The organism is Rhodoferax sp. GW821-FHT09E07 (genome assembly GCF_059416145.1).
Genome location: NZ_JBWKOP010000003.1, coordinates 432,805 through 451,934, shown reverse-complemented (window position 1 = coordinate 451,934; position 19,130 = coordinate 432,805). Strand labels below are relative to the sequence as shown.

Annotated in this window: 21 protein-coding genes; 7 read left to right on the top strand and 14 right to left on the bottom strand. The window is 64.6% G+C overall.

What is annotated here, in order from left to right:
• Nucleotide 1: 1 nt before the first annotated feature.
• Nucleotides 2-1,561, bottom strand: a complete 1,560-nt coding sequence (locus AC07OE_RS07935) for a methyl-accepting chemotaxis protein (protein ID WP_495070016.1) — start codon at nucleotides 1,559-1,561, stop codon at nucleotides 2-4.
• Nucleotides 1,562-1,796: 235 nt separating this feature from the next.
• On the opposite strand from AC07OE_RS07935, the gene AC07OE_RS07930 reads away from it, so the two are divergent.
• Nucleotides 1,797-2,252: a DUF1569 domain-containing protein gene (locus AC07OE_RS07930; protein WP_495070015.1), complete on the top strand. Its 456-nt coding sequence runs from the start codon at nucleotides 1,797-1,799 to the stop codon at nucleotides 2,250-2,252.
• Here AC07OE_RS07930 and dinB read toward each other — a convergent pair.
• Entirely contained in the window at nucleotides 2,249-3,517 is a 1,269-nt protein-coding gene (gene dinB / locus AC07OE_RS07925) for a DNA polymerase IV (protein WP_495070014.1), read from the bottom strand. The genes AC07OE_RS07930 and dinB overlap by 4 nt on opposite strands.
• Nucleotides 3,518-3,602: 85 nt before the next feature.
• On the opposite strand from dinB, the gene AC07OE_RS07920 reads away from it, so the two are divergent.
• Nucleotides 3,603-4,961, top strand: a complete 1,359-nt coding sequence (locus tag AC07OE_RS07920) for an ABC transporter substrate-binding protein (RefSeq protein ID WP_495070013.1) — start codon at nucleotides 3,603-3,605, stop codon at nucleotides 4,959-4,961.
• Nucleotides 4,962-4,972: 11 nt separating this feature from the next.
• Here AC07OE_RS07920 and AC07OE_RS07915 read toward each other — a convergent pair whose 3' ends face one another.
• Nucleotides 4,973-6,118: an alpha-hydroxy acid oxidase gene (locus tag AC07OE_RS07915; RefSeq protein WP_495070012.1), complete on the bottom strand. Its 1,146-nt coding sequence runs from the start codon at nucleotides 6,116-6,118 to the stop codon at nucleotides 4,973-4,975.
• Nucleotides 6,119-6,265: 147 nt separating this feature from the next.
• On the opposite strand from AC07OE_RS07915, the gene AC07OE_RS07910 reads away from it, so the two are divergent.
• Both AC07OE_RS07910 and AC07OE_RS07905 read left to right on the top strand, forming a co-directional pair.
• Complete coding sequence (locus AC07OE_RS07910; RefSeq protein WP_495070011.1) at nucleotides 6,266-9,157, top strand: DUF2339 domain-containing protein; 2,892 nt, start codon at nucleotides 6,266-6,268, stop codon at nucleotides 9,155-9,157.
• On the top strand, nucleotides 9,154-10,545 hold the full coding sequence (locus tag AC07OE_RS07905) for a DUF3999 family protein (protein WP_495070010.1): 1,392 nt from the start codon (nucleotides 9,154-9,156) through the stop codon (nucleotides 10,543-10,545). Before AC07OE_RS07910 ends, AC07OE_RS07905 begins: the two co-directional genes overlap by 4 nt.
• Here the strand turns inward: AC07OE_RS07905 and AC07OE_RS07900 are convergent.
• Both AC07OE_RS07900 and AC07OE_RS07895 read right to left on the bottom strand, forming a co-directional pair.
• A complete protein-coding gene (locus AC07OE_RS07900) occupies nucleotides 10,529-10,963 on the bottom strand; it encodes an RcnB family protein (RefSeq protein WP_495070009.1) in 435 nt (144 codons plus the stop codon). The genes AC07OE_RS07905 and AC07OE_RS07900 overlap by 17 nt on opposite strands.
• 111 nt (nucleotides 10,964-11,074) lie before the next feature.
• A complete protein-coding gene (locus tag AC07OE_RS07895; RefSeq protein ID WP_495070008.1) occupies nucleotides 11,075-11,215 on the bottom strand; it encodes a hypothetical protein in 141 nt (46 codons plus the stop codon).
• Nucleotides 11,216-11,371: 156 nt separating this feature from the next.
• Between AC07OE_RS07895 and creD the strand changes: the two genes are divergently transcribed.
• Nucleotides 11,372-12,685 carry a cell envelope integrity protein CreD gene (gene creD, locus AC07OE_RS07890; RefSeq protein WP_495070007.1) on the top strand — a complete coding sequence of 438 codons (1,314 nt, stop codon included), beginning with the start codon at nucleotides 11,372-11,374 and terminating at the stop codon, nucleotides 12,683-12,685.
• 4 nt (nucleotides 12,686-12,689) lie between these two features.
• On the opposite strand, the gene AC07OE_RS07885 is transcribed toward creD, so the two are convergent.
• Nucleotides 12,690-13,022 carry a DUF6172 family protein gene (locus AC07OE_RS07885; protein WP_495070006.1) on the bottom strand — a complete coding sequence of 111 codons (333 nt, stop codon included), beginning with the start codon at nucleotides 13,020-13,022 and terminating at the stop codon, nucleotides 12,690-12,692.
• A 44-nt stretch (nucleotides 13,023-13,066) separates the two neighbouring features.
• Here AC07OE_RS07885 and AC07OE_RS07880 point away from each other — a divergent pair, with 44 nt between their 5' ends.
• On the top strand, nucleotides 13,067-13,660 hold the full coding sequence (locus AC07OE_RS07880; protein WP_495070005.1) for a 3'-5' exonuclease: 594 nt from the start codon (nucleotides 13,067-13,069) through the stop codon (nucleotides 13,658-13,660).
• Nucleotides 13,661-13,673: 13 nt separating this feature from the next.
• On the opposite strand, the gene msrA is transcribed toward AC07OE_RS07880, so the two are convergent.
• The 4 genes from msrA to AC07OE_RS07860 all read right to left on the bottom strand — a co-directional run bounded on the left by msrA (nucleotide 13,674) and on the right by AC07OE_RS07860 (nucleotide 15,651).
• On the bottom strand, nucleotides 13,674-14,411 hold the full coding sequence (msrA, locus tag AC07OE_RS07875; protein WP_495070004.1) for a peptide-methionine (S)-S-oxide reductase MsrA: 738 nt from the start codon (nucleotides 14,409-14,411) through the stop codon (nucleotides 13,674-13,676).
• 49 nt (nucleotides 14,412-14,460) lie between these two features.
• Nucleotides 14,461-15,078, bottom strand: coding sequence for a DUF938 domain-containing protein (locus tag AC07OE_RS07870; protein WP_495070003.1), 618 nt, complete (start codon nucleotides 15,076-15,078; stop codon nucleotides 14,461-14,463).
• An 11-nt stretch (nucleotides 15,079-15,089) separates the two neighbouring features.
• Nucleotides 15,090-15,338 carry a hypothetical protein gene (locus AC07OE_RS07865; protein ID WP_495070002.1) on the bottom strand — a complete coding sequence of 83 codons (249 nt, stop codon included), beginning with the start codon at nucleotides 15,336-15,338 and terminating at the stop codon, nucleotides 15,090-15,092.
• Nucleotides 15,339-15,408: 70 nt separating this feature from the next.
• Nucleotides 15,409-15,651 (bottom strand): hypothetical protein, encoded by a 243-nt coding sequence (locus AC07OE_RS07860; RefSeq protein WP_495070001.1) that lies wholly within the window; start codon nucleotides 15,649-15,651, stop codon nucleotides 15,409-15,411.
• A 106-nt stretch (nucleotides 15,652-15,757) separates the two neighbouring features.
• Between AC07OE_RS07860 and AC07OE_RS07855 the strand changes: the two genes are divergently transcribed.
• A complete protein-coding gene (locus tag AC07OE_RS07855) occupies nucleotides 15,758-16,027 on the top strand; it encodes a hypothetical protein (RefSeq protein ID WP_495070000.1) in 270 nt (89 codons plus the stop codon).
• On the opposite strand, the gene AC07OE_RS07850 is transcribed toward AC07OE_RS07855, so the two are convergent.
• The 4 genes from AC07OE_RS07850 to trxC all read right to left on the bottom strand — a co-directional run bounded on the left by AC07OE_RS07850 (nucleotide 16,024) and on the right by trxC (nucleotide 19,103).
• On the bottom strand, nucleotides 16,024-17,121 hold the full coding sequence (locus AC07OE_RS07850; RefSeq protein WP_495069999.1) for a WD40/YVTN/BNR-like repeat-containing protein: 1,098 nt from the start codon (nucleotides 17,119-17,121) through the stop codon (nucleotides 16,024-16,026). The two genes, AC07OE_RS07855 and AC07OE_RS07850, sit on opposite strands and share 4 nt — an antisense overlap.
• A gap of 29 nt (nucleotides 17,122-17,150) precedes the next feature.
• The gene (locus AC07OE_RS07845) at nucleotides 17,151-17,420 is read right to left on the bottom strand and encodes a MoaD/ThiS family protein (RefSeq protein ID WP_495069998.1); all 270 of its coding nucleotides are present in this window, start codon (nucleotides 17,418-17,420) and stop codon (nucleotides 17,151-17,153) included.
• 71 nt (nucleotides 17,421-17,491) lie between these two features.
• Nucleotides 17,492-18,547, bottom strand: coding sequence for an alkene reductase (locus AC07OE_RS07840; RefSeq protein ID WP_495069997.1), 1,056 nt, complete (start codon nucleotides 18,545-18,547; stop codon nucleotides 17,492-17,494).
• 115 nt (nucleotides 18,548-18,662) lie between these two features.
• Nucleotides 18,663-19,103, bottom strand: a complete 441-nt coding sequence (gene trxC / locus AC07OE_RS07835; RefSeq protein ID WP_495069996.1) for a thioredoxin TrxC — start codon at nucleotides 19,101-19,103, stop codon at nucleotides 18,663-18,665.
• Nucleotides 19,104-19,130 lie beyond the last annotated feature (27 nt).

The following is a 19,130-nucleotide window of genomic DNA, read 5'->3' as shown; positions in this document are numbered from 1 at the left end:
TCTAAGGTAGCTGGAATACCTGAACCGACCGCGCCAGCGTGACCGCACTGGTGTTCAGCCCGGCGGCGGACGCGGCGGACTCCTCCACCAGGGCCGCGTTCTGTTGGGTCACGGTGTCCAGCTGGGTCACAGCTTCGTTGACCTGGGCAATGCCAATGGATTGTTCCTTGGTGGCGCTGGTGATGAGCTGGATCAGTTCGCCAACCTCCTTGACCGACTGCACCACCTCGTCGATGGTGCGGCCTGCCCCGGTCATCTGGTGGTGGCCGGCCGAGATTTGTTCGGCAGACTGGGCAATCAGTTCCCGAATTTCCTTGGCCGCCGTTGCACTGCGCTGCGCCAGGGCCCGCACCTCGCTGGCCACCACGGCAAAGCCGCGACCCTGCTCCCCGGCACGGGCGGCTTCTACCGCCGCATTCAGCGCCAGGATGTTGGTCTGGAAGGCGATGCCCTCGATGACGCCAATGATGTCGCGCATCTTCCCCGAAGACGCGTCGATGGCCTGCATGGACTGGCTGACCTGGTGCACCGCCTGGCCACCGCGTGCCGCGATATCGGTGCTGTTGGCGCTCTGGCTGGCGACGCGGGTGGCCGTCTCGGCCGTCTGTTTCACTGTGCTGGCCAACTCCTCCATGGATGCGGCAGTTTCTTCCAGGCTGCTGGCCTGGGATTCGGTGCGCGAAGACAGGTCCATCCCCCCGGCAGCGATCTCGGCCGCCGAGCGGGTAAAGGTTTCAATCTCTCCCCGCACGTCGCCCACCACGGCACGCAGGTTGATCTGGATCTGGCGCAGCGCGCGGATCATGTTGCCCAGCGGCGGCGGGTATTCGCCATGTACCGCGGTGGTCAGGTTGCAGCCGGCCAGGTCATCCGCAAAGGCCTCGGCGGCGCCAATGGCGGCGGAAAAACGCAGTTGGAACCACGCCAGCACGCAGCCAGCGCCCAGCAGCAGCGACGCCAGTTGCAGGGCCACGGCCTCCCAGCCCTGCATGCCCAGAAACTGCGGCACCATGGCCAACGCGGTCATGCCCACCAGGGCCAGTCCCAGGCGCGCAGTCAGTGTCAGGCGCGACAGCGTGCCGCCCAGCCCCCGCAGCCCCTTGTAGCGCACCTCGCCGCCGCGCAGGTAGACGGAGCCACCACCGCGCTCGGCGTCGGCCCGCATCTGTGCGTAAAGGGCTTCGGCCGCCTGGATATCCTGGCGCTTGGGCTTGACGCGCACGGACATATAGCCTTTGGGCTTGCCGTTTTCCAAAATGGGCGTGACGTTGGCTTGCACCCAGTAGTGGTCGCCGTTTTTGCGGCGGTTCTTGACCAGGGCGGTCCAGGGGTGGCCGCGGCCTATGGTCTGCCACATGTCCTTGTAGGCCTCGGGAGGCATGTCCGGGTGGCGCACCAGGTTGTGCGGCTGGCCGATCAGCTCCTCGTAGGTGAAACCGCTGGTTTCCACGAACGCGTGGTTGCAGTGGGTGATGATGCCCTTGGTGTCCGTCATGGACACCAGCATGTGATCAGCGGGGTAATCAAACTCACGCTGGGTGACTGGCAGGTTCATTCGCATGTGAACTCTCTCCCTAAGTTGCAACAGACACTATGCAGCCTGTCTGTTACAGATTTAGCATCAGGCTGGGGATGGTCGTCAACGTGGAAACCAGGGGTGTTCGGGTATTAATTGACATAGGTCAAGAAACCGAAGATGACGCCTTCAGGGAGCGTTGCCGCCATGCCCGTATGATTTCTGCATGCAGCGTCGCTACTTTCTCGTCACCCCTCTCGCATTCACCACAGGAGCCGCCATGGCCGATATCCCCAAGGTCCAATCACTGGACGACGTGTTGCACTGGCTGGACAAGCTGGAGCGCGCCACCCAGGTGCACAGCACCACGGCCTGGAAGATGTCAGCCGTGCTGGAGCACATGGCGCAAAGCGTGGACATGAGCATGGACGGGTTTCCGCAGCCCAAGAGCGCGTTGTTTCAGGCCACGCTGGGTTCGGCAGCTTTTGCGGTGTTTCGCCTGCGGGGCAAGATGACGCACGGTTTGACCGAGCCCATTCCCGGTGCGCCGGTCTTGCCACAAGCCGACGACTGGAAGCCGGGCCTGGTGCATCTGCGCAGCGCGGTGCAGCGGTTTCAGGCCTACAGCGGTCCGCTGCAGCCGCACTTTGCCTACGGCGCCCTGAGCCGGTCGGACTTTGCACTGGCGCATGCCTTGCACATTGCCAACCACCAGGACGAGATTGCCGTAGCCTAAAACAGCTGCCCGGTCAGCGTGTCCTCTGCTCCTGAATTTGTAGCTGATAGCCTAATATCGACGGGGGCCAGAGGCTTGTTTGACGTGTAACTCAGGGCTTCCTCGGCACCCAGCAGTGCGCCCATGCGCACGCCCAGCAGGCGTAGCCGCTTGTGCAGCGGCGCGCGCTTGAGGCACAGGCCAGCCACGCGGCGTATCTCCTTGGCATTGGCGATGTGGCGGTCGATGGTGATGTCGCGCGTCACGGCTGTGAAGTCCTCGTACTTGATTTTGATGCCAATCGTCTTGCCTACATAACCCTTGCGCTGCAGGTCGTCTGCCAGCTGTTCGCACAGGCGCGTGAAGATGGCGCCCAGCTCAGCCTTGTCGCGCACGGCATGCAGGTCGCGCTCGAACGAGGTTTCGCGACTGATGCTCACAGGCTCGCTCTCCAGGCTGATGGGCCGGTCATCGCGGCCGTGCGAGGCCTCATGCATCCATGCGCCGGTGCGCTGGCCAAAGGTGTCCATGAGCCATTGCAGGTCTCTGGCCGCCAGCTGGCCGATGGTCTCGATGCCATGGCTCTTGAGCTTGGCATCCGCCTTGGGGCCAATGCCGTTGATCTTGCGGCAGGCCAAGGGCCAAATCATGGTCTCCAGGTCACTCTCGTGGACGATGGCAATGCCGTTGGGCTTGTTGAACTCGCTGGCCATCTTGGCCAGCAGCTTGTTAGGCGCCACACCCACCGAGCAGGTCAGTCCGGTGTCATCAAAAATCGCTTTTTGGATCAGCCGTGCCAGCACGCGCCCGCCCTCGCGCTGGCCGCCGGGAACCTCCGTGAAGTCGATGTAGACCTCGTCCACGCCGCGGTTCTCCATCAGCGGTGCGATCTCGGTGATGATGGTCTTGAAGCGCTGTGAGTAGTGCCGGTACTGGGTAAAGTCCACTGGCAGCAGAATCGCCTGCGGGCACAGCTTGGCCGCCTTCATCATGCCCATGGCCGAGCCCACACCAAACTGGCGCGCCGCATAGGTGGCAGTGGTGATGACGCCGCGCCCGGTGTAGTCGCGCAGCAGTGGAAAGGCGGCCACCGGAATTTCATGCAACGGCAGGTCGGCGTACTGGCTCCGCAGCGCGTCATCCAGTGCACGCCGTCCCCCGCCAATCACCACCGGCAGCCCCTTGAGCTGCGGGTAGCGCAGCAACTCCACCGACGCGTAAAACGCGTCCATGTCCAAGTGGGCGATGCGCCGAATGGGGCGCACCGGAAAGGGCGGGGTGCTCATGGCCGCCAAGCATAGCAAGGCCCTCGCAGGCCCCTGCCGGTGTCACAATAGAGTCGCTTGGACCCTGCCCTCTTGGGTTATTCAAATGACGTCGTTGTTCCACTATGGTGCCAGCCTGCCGCGTCGGCGTGATGCCTTGAAGGCAACGGTGGCCGTGTTCGGCGCGGCGCTGCCGCTGGCCAGCAGCCGGGCGGCCAACCGATATGCCAAATACCGCGGCCAGACCGTGGCCTTCAGCATCCCGGACCACCCCCACTACGACGCCATGGTCCAGTTGCTGCCCCGCTTCACGCAGGAAACCGGCATCCAGGTGGCCTTGAGCCGGGACAGCTTGCTGCGTACCAAACCCCGACAGATGGCCGAGCTGGCGCGTCCCGTCAGTTCGCTGGACCTGGTGAGCTACGTGGTCACCTGGAAGAGCGAATACGTGCAGAAACAGCTCATCCATCCGCTGGATATTTTCTTGCGCAGGCCGGAGCTGGCCGACCCAGCATTCGACCTAGCCGACATCGTGCCCAGCTACCTGCAGAACATTGGCCTGGTTGGTGGCCCAAAGGGTTACCTGCCCGGGCCGGGGGCGTGCCTCTATGGCTTGCCCTATGGTGCAGAAACTTCCGTGCTGGCCTACCGCCGCGACCTGTTTGCGCGCCATGGTTTCCAGCCACCCAAAACCTATACCGCCCTGCGCGCGCTGCTGCAGCCCCTGCGCGAAAAAACCGGCCTTGGCGCCCTGAGCTCCCGTGGGCAGATGGGTCACAACTGCGTGCACGCCTGGTTGCTGCACCTGAACCCTCTGGGAGGCCACGTGTTCGATGCGCGCTGGATTCCTACCTTTCATCAGGCCCCCGGTGTGCAGGCGCTGGAGTTGCTCAAGGAGATTGTGGACACCGGGCCGCAGGGTATTCCGGGCTTTGGGTACAACGAGACGCTCAACGCCTTTCTGCAAGGGGATAGCGCCATGTACCTGGACTCCACCGCCGTGTTCGGTGCCGTGCGTGCCTCTGCCCATTCCAGCGTGGCTGGCAAGGTGGCCTACGCGCTGCATCCCCGGGGGCAGCGTGCATCGTCCCAGTCCGGCGGTTTGGGGCTGGCGGTGGCGCGCAACTCGGAGCGTGCCGACGCCGCCTTTCTGCTCATGCAGTGGCTGACCTCCAAGGCGCAGGACAAAGCTGTGTGCCTGCTGGGCGGTGGCCCCAACCGCTTGTCGAGCCTGCACGATGCCGAGTTGCTACGGCAGTACCCGGAATACCACACGCTGCGCGAGCAGCTGCGCTATGCCGACCGGGACTGGCGCCCCATCATCCCCGTGTGGGACGACATCAACACCGGCCCGCTGGGGGCGGCCGTGTTCCAGGGCATGACCGGGGCCACGCCGCCGGGCCAGGCGCTTGGCGCCATCTTGGGTCGCGTAACCGAAATCCTGATTGCCGGTGGTTACCGCTAAGGCGTCGTGCGCTAGTAGCTGCCCGGAATGAGGATGTTGCGGTCCACGTTCTGGATGTTGGTGTGGCCGCAGAAGGCCATGGTCACGTCCAGTTCCTTGTGGATGACTTGCAGCGCCTTGGTGACGCCAGCCTCGCCCATGGCGCCCAGGCCGTAGACCATGGCGCGGCCTATCATCGTGCCCTTGGCGCCCAGGGCCCAGGCCTTGAGCACATCCTGCCCGCTGCGAATGCCACCGTCCATCCACACCTCGATCTGGCTGCCCACAGCCGCCACGATGGCGGGCAGGGCACTGATGCTGCTGGGCGCGCCGTCTAGCTGGCGACCTCCGTGGTTGCTCACCACGATGGCGTCGGCCCCGCTGGCCACGGCCAGCTGCGCGTCCTCCACGTCCTGAATGCCTTTGAGGATCAGCTTGCCGCCCCATTTTTCCTTGACCCACTTCACGTCGTCCCACGACAAGCGGGGATCGAACTGCTCGTTGGTCCAGGCCGCCAGAGACGACATATTGCTCACCGCCTCCACATGGCCCACCAGATTGCGGAAGGTGTGGCGGCGGGTACCCAGCATGCCCAGGCACCAGCGTGGTTTGGTCGCCAGGTTGATGATGTTGGCCAGTGTGGGCTTGGGCGGCGCAGTCAGGCCATTCTTCAGGTCTTTATGGCGCTGACCGATCACCTGCAGGTCCAGCGTCAGCACCAGCGCGCTGCAGCGGGCCGCGCGGGCGCGCTCGATCATCTTCACCATCGCGTTGCGGTCGCGCATCATGTAGAGCTGGAACCAGAACGGCGCGCTGGTGTTCTCCGCGATGTCTTCAATCGAGCAGATGCTCATGGTGGACAGCGTGAACGGAATGCCGAACTTCTCGGCGGCGCGCGCAGCGTGGATCTCGCCATCGGCGTGCTGCATGCCGGTTAGGCCTACCGGGGCAATGGCCACGGGCATTTTGGCGTCGATGCCGACCATCTTGGTAGCGGTGGTTCGGTTTTCCATGTTCACGGCTACGCGCTGGCGCAGCTTGATCTTCTGGAAGTCGTCTTCATTGGCACGGTACGTGCCTTCGGTCCAGGAGCCGGAGTCGGCGTAGTCGTAAAACATGCGCGGCACGCGTTTTTCGGCCAAAACGCGCAGGTCTTCAATGTTGGTGATTACGGGCATGGGGTCTCCTGAATATGGCCCAAATGGTAGCGGCGCAGGGGGCGGGCGTGGCGTGAAATCCGCCGGGTGGGGATTGAAATAATTTGAGGTTCTTGGGCTAGACTGACCCGCCACAGAGACAGACAACGACTACAAGGGAGCAGCAGCATGGTGCTATGGGGTGTGATTTGGGGGGCCGTCATTGGCTACCTCACGGTGCAATACGACGAAGGCCTTGGCCTGTTTGCCGGTGCCATCCTGGGCGCCCTTGCTGGCTGGACCCTGCGCCGTGCGGTGCGCAACGAGATCGCCGCCCAGCGCCAGGCGCCGGATGCCCCTGTGGCTGTGCAAGCAGCAGCGCCCGCGCGTACCGAGGCGGACGCGGTGCGGAACACACCGCCTTTCGTGCCGGCCGCTGCGCCACGCGCGCTGCTGGACCCCAACGAACCCGACGAGTTTTTAGATGCGGTGGACACGGTGCCGACCCCTGCGCCAGCCATGGTGCGAGCGGCCCCTATCACTCCTTCAGCCGTAGCCCGCAACCAGACCGCCGAATTGCCCGAGCCCGCCGAATGGGTGGCAGAGCCGCCCGATGCGCTGATGCGTCTGGTGGACCAGGCCAAGGGCTGGCTGCTGGGGGGTAACACCATCGTGCGCGCCGGTGTGCTGGTGCTGTTTGTGGGCCTGGCCTTCCTGGCCAAGTTTGCGGTGGACAACGCGCTACTGCCGCCGGAGCTGCGCCTGGCCGCCATTGGCGCCTTCGGCATCGCCTTGTTGGTGTTTGGCTTTCGCCTGCGCGGCCGCCAGCCCGACAAGCAGGCCTACGCGCTGACGCTGCAGGGCGCGGGTGTGGCTGTGCTCTACCTCACGGTGTTTGCCGCCTTCCGGCTCTACCAGTTTCTGCCCGCGGGCGCGGCGTTTGGCGTGCTCGCGCTGGTGTGCGCGTTCTCCACCGCCATTGCCTTATTGCAAAACGCCATGCCCATGGCCTTCATCGGCTTTGCGGGTGCGTTTGCGGCTCCCATTCTGGTGTCCACGGGGCAGGGCAGCCATGTGGGCCTGTTCAGCTACTACCTGATCCTGAACCTGGCCATCGTGGCGGTGGCCTGGCTGCGTGCCTGGCGCCCGCTGAACCTGCTGGGCTTCTTTGCCACCTTTGGCGTCGCCACGGCCTGGGGGGCACTCAAGTACCAGCCAGAGCACTTTGCCAGCACCGAGCCTTTCCTCGTCGGCTTCTTCTGCATCTACCTGCTGGCGAGTGTGTTGTACGCCACGCGCCATTCGCTAGCCCCCAAGCAGGCGGTGGACGCCACGCTGGTCTTCGGCACGCCGCTGGTGGCCTTTGGGTTGCAGGCCGCGCTGGTGAAAGACATCGAATACGCCACCGCCTTCTCGTCGCTGGCGCTGGGGGCCCTGTACCTGGGCTTGGGCTGGTGGGCCGTGAAGCGCCAGGGCGCCAACCAGGCTGTGGGCCAGTGGCTGGCCGAATGCTTTGCGGTGCTGGGTCTGGGCTTTGTCACGCTGGCGGTGCCGCTGGCGTTGGATGCGCGCTGGACCAGCGCCGTCTGGGCCGCCGAAGGGGCTGCCGTCTACTGGATGGGGCAGCGCCAGGGCCGCTGGCTGGCGCGCCTGGCCGGGCTGGTGCTGCAGGTGCTGGCCGCAGGCAGCTACCTGAACGGGCTGGACCAGATGCACGCAAGCACCTGGCCCATTGCTAATCCCGCTTTCATCGGCGCCGTGCTACTGGCAGCATCGGCCCTGGCGCTGGCGCACTGGACGCGTTTTGCCACCGAGTCCGCCCAGAGCGCCTCGGGCGCCAGCTTGCTGCTGGCCAAGGTGGAACACAAGATTTCACCCCTGTTGTTCTGGGTGGGCTTTGCCTGGTGGCAGTTTGCGCTGGTGCATGACATCGAGCGCGCGGCACCGGGGGGCGATGGCAACTGGGCGCCGGTGCTGAGCACGAATATGCAGTCGCACCTGGAGATGCTGGGTTGGTTGGTCAGCGCCTGGGTGGCACACCGGTTTTCCCTGCCCACACGGGCCAAGCCCTGGGCCATTGCGGCCACGCCGGCGTGGTTCTCTCTGCCGCTGATGGTGCTGTTTGCGCTGGACGGCATTGTGTCGCTGGACCACGTGTTCCAGGTCTGGGGCTGGCTGGTCTGGCCGGTGGCCTTGCTGCTGCACTTTGCCACGCTCCGAAATCTGGACGCCCTGGCGCCTCAACGCTGGTGGCGCGCGGTGCACACCGGCGGTGTGTGGCTGGTGGCGCTGCTCGTCGGTAATCTGTTGGTCTGGGCTGTGCAACAGGCGCAGCTGCAGGGCACCTCGTGGGCGGCCGTCATCTTCCTGGTGGCCAGTGTGCTGGTGCTGCTGGCGCTGTGCGCGCGCAGCCTGTACGACGCGGGCAGCCGCGTGCGCCAAGCCTGGCCGCTGAACCGCTTTGCGCTGGACTATCTGTGGCATGGCGCGGTGCCGCTGGCCGTGGCGGTGGGGCTGGGGGCCTTGTTGGTGGCCGTGTCGTCCAACGGCAATGCGCGCCCCTTGCCCTATGTGCCGTTGCTGAATCCGACCGACGTCACCGTGGCGCTCGCCTTGTTGGCCTGCGCCCTGTGGCTGACCCGCCTACGCCAGAGTGACTTGGCCGTGCCCACCTGGGTAGGCCATGCACGCTGGACGCTGGTGCTGGCCGGCCTGGGCTTTGTGGCGCTGAACACAGTGTGGCTGCGCGTGGCGCACCACTATGCCGCTGTGCCCTGGGATGCGGAGCGCCTGTTCGAATCCTTCCTGGTGCAGGCTGGCTACTCCATCCTGTGGACGCTGTTGGCCCTGGGCCTGATGCTGGTGGCCCACCGCCGCCATGCGCGACCGGTGTGGATGGGCGGCGCGGCCCTGCTCGGGCTCACCGTGGCCAAGCTTTTCCTGGTGGACCTTAGCAACCGCGGTGGGTCGGAGCGCATCGTGGCTTTTATCGCTGTGGGCGTGATGATGCTGGTGGTGGGCTACTTTGCACCTATTCCACCAGCCCGCGTTGCGGTGGAAGACGAGGAGGTGGTGGCATGACGGCGCGCGCCCTATGGGTCGCTCTGCTGGCCTCGATGACGGCGGTGCTGGCCTTGGCCGCCGACGCTGTGGCACCCGCCGAGTTTGCCTGGCGCGGCACGCTGGCCCTGCCCGCCGGAAGCAGCCTGGTGCGGGCCGAGGTGCCTGTAGAGGCGCTGTTGCGCATGCAAAGCAGTGCCGCGCAGGACCTGCGCGTGTTCAACGCCGATGGCATGGTGGTGCCCTACGCGCTGCTGCGCCCGGCCGATCTGGAGCGCAGTGCGCCGGTGGTGCAAACCCGCGCGTACACCGCCTACCCGTTGTTTGCCACCGCTGCCGGTGCCAAACCGGTGCGCGGCGCCATGGAGGTGCGCGTGTCTGCCGATGGCAGTGCCTGGGTGCAGTGGGGTGCTAAAGCCGCGCCACTGCCGGACGACGCGCAGCCCCTGCAGGCCGCACTGTTTGACACCCGGGCCGAAAAGCATGCGCTGGCCGCACTGGACATCAAGGCTGAGCTGCCGCGCAATGCGCTGGTGCAGATGGCGCTGGCGAGCAGCGAGGATTTGCAGGACTGGCGTCCTGTGCCGGTGAAGGGGCCGCTGTTTCGCTTTGAGGGTGCCGATGCGCCCATCAGCAGCACACTGGAGCTGCAGCAGCCACTGAACCCGCAAGGCCGCTACCTGCGCCTGAGCTGGGCGGGGCAGAGCGGGGTGAAGGTTGCCGCCATCACCGGCCGCGTGGCGCCGCAAACGGCAGTGCTGCCGCGCGTGCGCGCCGCCTTGCCGGCTGGCACGCCTGACGGCAACGGCCTCAGCTGGGACTTGCCATTTGCCACGCCCATTGCAGCCTTGCACCTGCAGGCCGCACAAGACAACACCTTGCTGCCATTGCGCATCTCGGGTCGCGCGGATGCCACGCAGTTGTGGCGCACGCTGACATCCACCGTGGTGTACCGGCTGGATACGGTGGGGCAAGGCAGCAGCAACCCGCCGGTGGCACTGCAGGGCGCTTCGGTGCGTGGCTTGCGGGTGGAGGCCAGTAATGGCCAAGCTTTGGCGGCCAGCAGCTTGCAAGCCAGCGTGGAGTTCGCTCCCTTGCAGGTGGCTTTTTTGGCCTCCGGCCCAGGGCCGTTCACGCTGGCCGTGGGGCGTGCCAACACGGCAGCTGCGGCGGTCGACGTCGCATTGCTGGGATCGGTGTCACCCGCCAAGCTGGCCGAGTTGCCTGCTGTCGCGGTGCAGCAAGTGCGGGCCGATGCACCCGACGCACCCCATGTATGGGCCGCTGCCTTGTTGCCCAATGGCATCACCCTGCGCACCGCCCTGTTGTGGGCGGTGCTGGTGGTTGGGGTGTTGTCGCTTGCGGGCGTGGCCTACGCCCTGCTGCGCCAGATCACTGGTTCAAAATGATCTGCGCAATGATGCCGGTGGCAATGGCAATCAGCACGTAATCGGCGCCTACCTGCACCCACTGGTGGCCACGGGGTGGTGGTGGCAGGTGGTGGCCGTAGTAATTGTTCACCACATACACCGGGCGGCGGTATTCATAGGGCAGGTGGCCGCCGCGGCGGAAGTCGGGTCCACGGGCGCCGTAGTAACCGGGGTGGCCATCCCAATGGTTGTCCCATCGGCCATCACGGCGGTCGTCGCGTCGGTCATCCCGACGCTCGTCGCGGTCATCGCCACGCCCGTTGTCGTGGCGCCCCCGGTCCTGCTGGCTCCAGCGTTCGTCGTCCGGCCCGTGTCGGCCACGGCCCTCCGCCTGCGACAGGGAGCTGAACCCCATGCTGGCGACGACGATGGCGCACACAATGGCGGTGGATTTCATAAAGTAGCCTATGGAAGTGAAGGAGCTTGCATAGTCCCCCGTCCAGGTGTCCAGCGTGTAAAGCCCTTGCGCATTTGTGCAACCAATGGTTGGGCTGCACTGCGCAAAGGCTTATTTTTTTTCTTTGCCGCGTGGAATGACCGCGGTGATAGGGGGCATGGGGCGGTCCGACACGCTACCGGGCTTGGGGGGGGCGCTGTCCTTCTTGGGCTTCTTAACCATCTTGTTGCTGCGTTGTTCGCCTTTGGCCATGGGCCTCTCCTTGGTGGGGTCTCGGGATGAGACTTGCAGTCGAGGATGTTACGCCAGACCGGCACCGTGTTTTCATGCGGTTTTCATGCCAACCGCACACTGCCTTCATGGTGGATCGAGACACTGCCAGCTCCATCCCAAACCAAGGAGCTGACATTGAAAAATACACTGCTGCAGAAGGGGGTGCTGGTCACCCTGCTGGCCCTATTGCTGTGGCTGCCGCTGACCATGATTGAGCACACCATCGAAGAACGCACCCGTTACCGAGAAGAGGCTGTGCAGGCCATTGCGGCCAGCTCGGCTGGCGAGCAAAAACTGTGGGGGCCGGTGCTGACCGTGAAGGTGGAAGAAGAGTACGACGACCTGGCCTCGGGCTGGGTCAATGGCGAGAGCAAGAAGGTCTGGAAGCGCGCCACCCGCCAGCACACGCTGATCACGCAGCCCACCGCCGTGGACCTGCAGGGCACGATGACGGTGGAAAAACGGGCCTTTGGCCTGTACAGCACACCGGTGTTTGAGCTCAATGCCACGTTGACTGGCCAGTTTGTCGCCCCCACGGCCAGTGCACTGCCCATGCTGGGGCCCAACGCCACGCTGAAGTGGGGCGCGCCTGTGCTGTCGCTGGGTGTGGCCGATACGCGGGGCCTGGCCGGTGCACCGCGCGTGGTGCTGGGCGGTGTGGAACTGACTACGGCGCGCGGCAGCGAGGCAGAGGCCTTCAAAACCGGCTTCCATGCCACTGGGTCAGCGGTCACGGATGGGCATGCCAAGGTGTTGCCCTTCACAGTGAACCTGCAATTGGCCGGCACCAGTGCGTTTGCGTTTGTACCCATGGGCGAGGTCAGCACGGCCGCACTGTCCGGCAACTGGGCGCACCCCAGCTTTGGTGGGGACTTCCTGCCACGCACCCGGTCAGTGGAGAAAACGGGTTTCAGCGCGCAGTGGAGCACCACGGCGCTGGCGTCGTCAGGCTCTTCGGACACAGCCCAGCAAGGGCAGGGGTTTCAGGTCAAGCTCATCGAGCCTATCGACGTGTACCAGCAGGCCATGCGGTCCATCAAGTACGGTTTCCTGTTCATCGCGCTAAGCTTTGCCTGCTTCTTCCTGTTTGAGCAGCTGCGCCAGTTGCGCATTCACCCCATCCAGTACCTGCTGGTGGGGCTGGCGCAGGCGGTGTTCTTTTTGCTGTTGACCAGCTTGTCCGAGCACATCGTGTTTGCAATGGCCTATGGGCTCGCAGCCACGGCTTCGGTGGCCTTGGTGAGCGTCTATCTGGCGTCGGTGTTGCACAACGTGTGGCGTGCCACGGGTCTGGGCACGGCCATGGCGACGTTGTATGCAGCGCTGTTTGGCATCCTGCAATCCGAGCAGAACGCCTTGTTGCTGGGCTCGCTGTTGCTGTTCCTGGTGCTCGCAGCCTTCATGCTGGGAACACGCCGGGTGAACTGGTACGCCGCAACTGGCGCCTAGGCGCTTACTCTTCCTCGTCGAAGAAGTTCTTCAACGTAGGCGCGTCGGCCGGGTCACGGGGTTTGCGGATGCCGTGCTTGGCCAGAATTTCCACGTAGAACTGGGTGCCGCCGTCTTTGACCAGGGCGTCGATCAGGGGCGTGATCTCGGCCAGATGGACCACCACCGCGCTGTCTGCGTTGGCTCCAAACTTGCAATCGAAGTCCCAGAAGTCCACGCCCTTGGGCAGGTCGCGGCGGCGTTCACGCTGAATGTATTTGCGGATTTCGTGCTTGGTGGCTTCCAGCAGGCGGTCGGGGTGTTTGCCTTCTACGGCGAGGGGGAAAGTCTTTTTCATGGGTGTCCTGGGCCAATACGGGCGGGTGGGCGATGATACGCCCCATGCAGGAACGCCACCCCACCCCCGACAAAGACGCCATTGCCTTATTGCCTCCATTCGAGCGCCTCGGGCTGGACCGCATCACCCTGGTCAGTACGGGCGCACAGGCCCACCAAGCCCACGCTGCGCTAACCCAGGCCCGCGCCTGGGGCTTTGATACCGAGTCCAAACCGACCTTCAAAGTGGGTGAGGTGTCCGATGGGCCGCACATCCTGCAACTCGCCACCACCGAACGTGCCTGGGTGTTCCAGCTGCACGACCCCGAATGCCGCGCCGTGGCGGCCGAGTTGCTGGCGCTGGTCGGCATTGCCAAGGCCGGCTTTGGGCTGGGGGATGACAAAAAGCGCATCGTTCAGAAGCTGGGTGTGCAGCCCCAGGGCATTCTGGAACTCAACACCATCTTCCGTGAGCGCGGCTACCGCAAGGACATGGGCGTCAAGGGCGCCGTGGCCGTGCTGTTCAACCAGCGCTTCATGAAATCCAAAAAGGCCGCGACCAGCAACTGGGCCAATGCCCAACTGACCGAATCGCAGTTGGTCTACGCCGCGAATGACGCCTACGCGGCCATTCGCGTGCTCGAGGCGCTGGGACTGTAATTCCGGTCCAGCCTCACGGCACCAGCACCGGTTGCGCGCGGTACACCGCAGGCATCAGCTTCTGCAGGTTGGCAATCTTGGGCAGGTCAAAGCGGGCGATGTAGCCGGACTCGGGGTGCAGCGTCGCATAGTTTTGGTGGTAGCCCTCGGCCGGGTAAAAGCCTTGCAAGGGGTTGAGCTGGGTGACGATCTTGCTGGAGAACACATGGGCAGCCTCCAATTGGGCCACATAGCGCTCTGCCACAGTCTTGTGCGCGGGGTCCTGGAAGAAGATGGCCGATCGGTACTGCGTGCCGGAGTCCGGCCCCTGGCGGTTGAGCTGTGTGGGGTCGTGCGCCACCGAGAAATAGATTTGCAAGAGCTGCGCGTAGCTGATCTGGCGCGGGTCGTAGGTGATTTGCACTGCCTCGGCATGGCCGGTACTGCCGCTGCTCACCCGGTTGTATTCCGCATCCGCTGATGACCCTCCCGCGTAGCCGGACACGGCGTTGAGCACGCCCTTGGTGTGCTGAAACACGGCCTGCACACCCCAGAAGCAGCCACCCGCAAAGACTGCGGTTTCACGCTCCTTGGCGGGAGCGGGTAGGGCGGCCACTACCTCCGCCGAAGGACTGGGCAGTACGGTAGCTTTCTCCGCACTCGCGCTGGGGCTGAAGTACAGCGCGGCCAGGACCATGGCCCCCGCCAGCAGCAGAAGCTTGCTTTTGCTCAGGTTGATGGCATTTGAACGTAGGGTGGGCAGATGGGGCATGGCGGTTCCTTGCAGTGGTTACCCATTGGTCGGTGGTGGCCCGGCGTTCTTACACCCGGCCCCAGACCAGCAGCAGGTTGTTGGCGGGCAGTGCGTGGCGTGACTGCAGGCGCAGGCCCGCACATTCGGCCTCTTGCACTACATCTGCCAGCTGGCGGATGCCGTGGCTCGGGTCATGTGCACGCAGGCTCTGGTCAAAGTCCAAGTTGCTCTGTGTGGGCACCACGTCCGCTTCAAAGTAGGGGCCGTAGGTGACCAGCACGCCACCCGGCGCCAGGCATTGCGCCGCACCGCGCATCAGCGCGCCGCAGGCCGCCCAGGGGGCGATATGCAGCATGTTGATACACAGCACCAGGTTGTAGGGGCCGGCTTGCTCGCTGTCCGCGGGAAACCAGGGCTCCTTGCAAACGTCCAGCCCCACTGCGATGTCGACATTGGCCAGGTCCGCTTCGGTGGCACGCACTTCAATGTTGTAGAGCGCGCCACGGTGCACCTCGGTGGGTTGCCAGGTCCATTGCGGCAGGTGCTGCGCAAACCACACCACGTGCTGGCCCGTGCCCGAGGCAATTTCCAGCGCGCGGCCTTGTGCAGGCAGCAGCTGTTGCAGCACCTCCAAAATAGGTTGCTTGTTGCGTTCGGCCGAAGGGCTGTAGTCGGGTTGGGCCATGGGGCTGGGGCTTAGTGCGTCACAAACTCGTAGGACACTTCTTCGCTTTCCACCATGTCCAGGATGTCGTTGAGCTCGTCTTCGCTGTCCGTGCTGCTCCAGGTGTCTTCGGGATCAGCGGAGAACAGGGGTTCGATGGCCATGTCCAGAAATTGGCCGTTGGGCAGGCTCAGCACGGGGGTGCCTTCCGATGTCTCGACCAGCGCCCAGTCGTCGGGGACGGACATTTCGAGTTTGATGGTGACGTTGAGTTTTTTCATGAAGGGGTCCTTGTCATGCCGTGTAGGTGAGGCGGCGAGGGTAACGCACTTGGATGACCGGCGTTGGCACTCAGCTTTGTACATGGGGTCCCAGGCGCAGGCTCACAGCCTCCGCGTCGGGCGCTTCAAACGCCATGTTGTGCTGGTCGGTCAGCGGCCCACCCCCGGGCTCCACGGCGCCGGCTGCGTCGTAGCCCACTGCTTTGAATTTCCACACCAGCCCTATGCGCTTGAGGTTGCCCACATGGGTGCCGTTGGGCAGGTGCACGCTGTGTACGTTGGAATTGACGGTGCGGAGTTGAAGTTCGGTCATGGCGAAGCGTAGGTAAAACTGTTGTTATTAGGGTAAACCCTTGTATTGAGACTAGGGTTTACCCTATACTGCGGTGCAACACGACAGTGTTTTACAGGAGAACCCTATGACCAGCACTACTTTGAATGCCCTTTCTTTACCCAAGAACGAGCAACCCACCGTGGGCGCATCGGTTCGGGAGCTGCTGGTGGCAGGCCAACATCTGGCCCTGGCCATCTGGCACACCGCTTTTGCCCCCGCCCCAGCGCAAGCGCCTGCTCAAACTGCCTTTGAAGAAGCCGAAGCACTGCGCTCCTTTGCCGCGACCCTGCAGCGCACCGATCCGGATTTCGCCCGCGACCTGTTCGCCGCAGCGGACCGCCACGAAGGCATCTAAACCCAACCCAGCGCCGCGACGGGCGGCAAGTCCTGGCTCACACCGTGCCAGTGCTCGCCCGCGTCGGTGCTGATCCACAGTCCACCCGTGGTGGACGACATGGCCAGCGTGTGTCCGTCCGGCGCCAGCTCCACGCCATGGCGGTAGACCAGATGGTAGGCGTGGTTCTGTGGCAGGCCTGCGCTGAAGGTCTTGAACGTTTTCCCACCATCGTCCGTGCGGTTCACCACCATCTTGCCGTCCACCGCGTAGCGGTGGGTGTCCGCCTTGGCAGGTACAAACCAGGCGCGCTTCGGATCCTTGGGGTCGCAGGCCACCGCAAACCCAAACCCTGACGGTGCCGGCGCGGCAATGCCCGTCCAGCGCAACCCGCCGTTGGTGGAGCGGTAGATCCCGCAGTGGTGTTGCACCCACAGCACATCGGGCTGTGCGGCGCACTGCACCATGCGGTGCGGGTCCTGGGTGTTCTGGTCTTCCGCACTGTCTGCGGGCAGGTAGTCCGCGGTCATGCCCGCTGCCGTCAATACCCAAGTGGCGCCCGCGTCTTGGGTTTGCCATACACCGCCACATGAAATCGCCACGGTGATGTGCCGCGCATCGCGCGGGTCCACCAGCACCGAATGCATGCCGGGAAAGTCATTGCCCCCACCAAACCAGCCTGGGCGGCGCGGGTCTTCCCACAGCGCGGTGTTCAGCGCCCAGCTGTGCCCACCATCTTCCGACTTGAACAAGCCAGCCGGCATGCAGCCAGCCCACAGCGTGCCAGGCTCCGCAGCGCCGCCCGGTGTCAGGGCCCACACCAAGTCCACATTCCAGGGCGTGGGGTCTGCGGCCATTGGGCCGTCTTTGGGCTTGGGGGGGAAGGCCGGGGCGGCGATGTCGGCCCAGGTGGCACCCTGGTCAGTGCTCTTGCGCAGTTTCACGCCAAAGTGGCCCATGCGCAGCGCCGCGTACCAGTGGCCGTTGCGCGGGTCTGCCAGCACCTGCGTCACCGGGTCGCCCGCAAAATGGTGGCCCTCCACCGCCCACTGTGTGCCTTGGCCGCGCACCACAAACAAGCCTTTGCGGCTGGCTACCAAAAGGGTTTGCATCATGACGTCTCCATGGTGTGTTGCGTGCGGGGTCAGCCGCCGCTCAGGGCCTGAATCACCAGCACGCTGTCGCCGTTGGCGATGGGCTGGCTGAGGTCTTCACGGTCTGTCACCAGGGTCTTGTTCACAAACACGGCCACGTGCTTGCGCACGTTGCCCTGGTCGTCAAAGACATAGTGGCCCAGATCGGGTGCCGCCGTCAGGGCCGCGTGGAGCACCGCGCGCAAGCTGCCTTCGGCTACCTGCTGCGGCGCGCATTCCACGTGGCGCCGCAAGCTGGACGCAAATTCCACCCTCACCATGGCATCCCCTTGTTCAGACGCCGCAGTATTGCAACCGCGGCGCCACTTGGCAAGACGGGGATGCGCCGGTCTTACAGCGCTGGGTAGTCGGTATAGCCCTTGGCGCCGGGGGTGTAGAAGGTGTTTTGGTCCGGTGTGTTCAGTGGGGCCTTGGTCTTGATGCGCGCGGGCAGGTCCGGGTTGGCCAGGAAGGACGTGCCAAAGGCTACAGCGTCCAGCTTACCGGCAGCAATGGCCGCCTCGGCCTCTTCGCCGGTGTAGCCCATGTTGCCGATGAGTACACCCTTGTATTTTTCGCGCGCCACGGTCAACACATCGCCCTTTTGTGCACCAAAGAAGTCGGCGCGCATCACATGCAGGTAGGCCAGGTTGAACGCGTTGAGCTTGTCGGCCAGGAAGCCGATGAAGGCCAGCGGGTCACTGTCCTTCATGCTGTTGTAGCTGTTCAGTGGCGACAGGCGCAGGCCCACCTTGTCCGCGCCAATGGCCGCGGTCACGGCGGTCAGCACTTCAAACAGGAAGCGCGCGCGGTTCTCCAGCGAGCCACCGTAGGCGTCCGTGCGCTGGTTGGGGCTGTCGCGCAGGAACTGGTCAATCAGGTAGCCATTGGCGCCGTGCACTTCCACACCGTCAAAGCCGGCGGCGATGGCGTTCTTGGCGCCCTGAGCAAAGGCTGCGACGATGGCTGGAATCTCTTCGGCCGCCAGTGCGCGCGGCACAGCGTGCGGCACCTTGCCGTTCGGCGTGTGGATGTCGCCTTCGACCGCGGTGGCACTGGACGACACGATGGGCTCACCGTCGTTGATGTCCGGGTGCGCGGCGCGGCCGGCGTGCCAGATCTGCATGAAGATGCGTCCGCCCTTGGCGTGCACGGCCTGCGTGACTTGCTTCCAGGCAGCGATTTGCGCGTCGTTGTAAATGCCGGGCTCGTTGATGAAGGCCGAGGTGCCGGGTGCAACCATGGTGCACTCGGTGATCAGCAGGCCGCCGGTGGCGCGCTGTGCGTAGTACTCGGCCATTAGCCCATTGGGCATATGGCCGGCATCGGCACGGGTGCGCGTCAGCGGCGCCAGCAGGATGCGGTTGGGAAGGGTGAGGGCGCCGACTTGGAGGGGATTGAAGAGCATGGTTTGAAGGTGAGTGGGTGAAAGGGAAACGGAAGGTACCAGCCGCGGAATATTCGGACTCTGGGCGGGTTACTGCAAATTGATGTATGCGCGGGTGGGGAATTGGGCGCGGTGTTTAGCGGGCTGTGTGCTGCTGCACCCAGCGCACGATGTCGGCGGCACCCATGGCGCCCGCCTGGCGCGCGACTTCGCGGCCGTTTACAAACAGCGCCACCGTGGGAATGCTGCGGATCTGGTAGCGCGCACCCAGGGCCTGGTGGGCCTCGGTATCTACCTTGGCCACGCGCACGCGCGGCTCCAGCTGGCCTGCAGCCTGCACATAGTGCGGCGCCATCTGGCGGCAGGGGCCGCACCAGGGTGCCCAAAAGTCCACCAGCAGGGGAATCTGGTTGCGCTGCAAGTGCTTGTCAAACGCGGCCACGTCCAGGTCCACGGGCTTGCCGGTGAACAGGGGCTTCTTGCAGCTGCCGCAGTCGGGCGCGCTGCCCAACTGGTCGGCGCGCACGCGGTTGGTGGTGTGGCAATGGGGGCAGACGATGTGCAAGGCTTCGCTCATGGCACCCACATAGGGGCGCTGGTGCAG

Bases quoted from the DNA above. Each gene is read 5' to 3' on its own strand.
- AC07OE_RS07900 (WP_495070009.1), bottom strand. From the start codon at position 10,963: ATGAAATCCACCGCCATTGTGTGCGCCATCGTCGTCGCCAGCATGGGG.
- trxC (WP_495069996.1), bottom strand. From the start codon at position 19,103: ATGAGCGAAGCCTTGCACATCGTCTGCCCCCATTGCCACACCACCAAC.
- AC07OE_RS07910 (WP_495070011.1), top strand. From the start codon at position 6,266: ATGGTGCTATGGGGTGTGATTTGGGGGGCCGTCATTGGCTACCTCACG.
- AC07OE_RS07935 (WP_495070016.1), bottom strand. From the start codon at position 1,561: ATGCGAATGAACCTGCCAGTCACCCAGCGTGAGTTTGATTACCCCGCT.
- AC07OE_RS07905 (WP_495070010.1), top strand. From the start codon at position 9,154: ATGACGGCGCGCGCCCTATGGGTCGCTCTGCTGGCCTCGATGACGGCG.
- AC07OE_RS07880 (WP_495070005.1), top strand. From the start codon at position 13,067: ATGCAGGAACGCCACCCCACCCCCGACAAAGACGCCATTGCCTTATTG.
- AC07OE_RS07885 (WP_495070006.1), bottom strand. From the start codon at position 13,022: ATGAAAAAGACTTTCCCCCTCGCCGTAGAAGGCAAACACCCCGACCGC.
- AC07OE_RS07920 (WP_495070013.1), top strand. From the start codon at position 3,603: ATGACGTCGTTGTTCCACTATGGTGCCAGCCTGCCGCGTCGGCGTGAT.
- AC07OE_RS07895 (WP_495070008.1), bottom strand. From the start codon at position 11,215: ATGGCCAAAGGCGAACAACGCAGCAACAAGATGGTTAAGAAGCCCAAG.
- AC07OE_RS07840 (WP_495069997.1), bottom strand. From the start codon at position 18,547: ATGCTCTTCAATCCCCTCCAAGTCGGCGCCCTCACCCTTCCCAACCGC.
- AC07OE_RS07865 (WP_495070002.1), bottom strand. From the start codon at position 15,338: ATGAAAAAACTCAACGTCACCATCAAACTCGAAATGTCCGTCCCCGAC.
- msrA (WP_495070004.1), bottom strand. From the start codon at position 14,411: ATGCCCCATCTGCCCACCCTACGTTCAAATGCCATCAACCTGAGCAAA.
- AC07OE_RS07930 (WP_495070015.1), top strand. From the start codon at position 1,797: ATGGCCGATATCCCCAAGGTCCAATCACTGGACGACGTGTTGCACTGG.
- AC07OE_RS07915 (WP_495070012.1), bottom strand. From the start codon at position 6,118: ATGCCCGTAATCACCAACATTGAAGACCTGCGCGTTTTGGCCGAAAAA.
- AC07OE_RS07860 (WP_495070001.1), bottom strand. From the start codon at position 15,651: ATGACCGAACTTCAACTCCGCACCGTCAATTCCAACGTACACAGCGTG.
- AC07OE_RS07870 (WP_495070003.1), bottom strand. From the start codon at position 15,078: ATGGCCCAACCCGACTACAGCCCTTCGGCCGAACGCAACAAGCAACCT.
- AC07OE_RS07855 (WP_495070000.1), top strand. From the start codon at position 15,758: ATGACCAGCACTACTTTGAATGCCCTTTCTTTACCCAAGAACGAGCAA.
- AC07OE_RS07850 (WP_495069999.1), bottom strand. From the start codon at position 17,121: ATGATGCAAACCCTTTTGGTAGCCAGCCGCAAAGGCTTGTTTGTGGTG.
- dinB (WP_495070014.1), bottom strand. From the start codon at position 3,517: ATGAGCACCCCGCCCTTTCCGGTGCGCCCCATTCGGCGCATCGCCCAC.
- AC07OE_RS07845 (WP_495069998.1), bottom strand. From the start codon at position 17,420: ATGGTGAGGGTGGAATTTGCGTCCAGCTTGCGGCGCCACGTGGAATGC.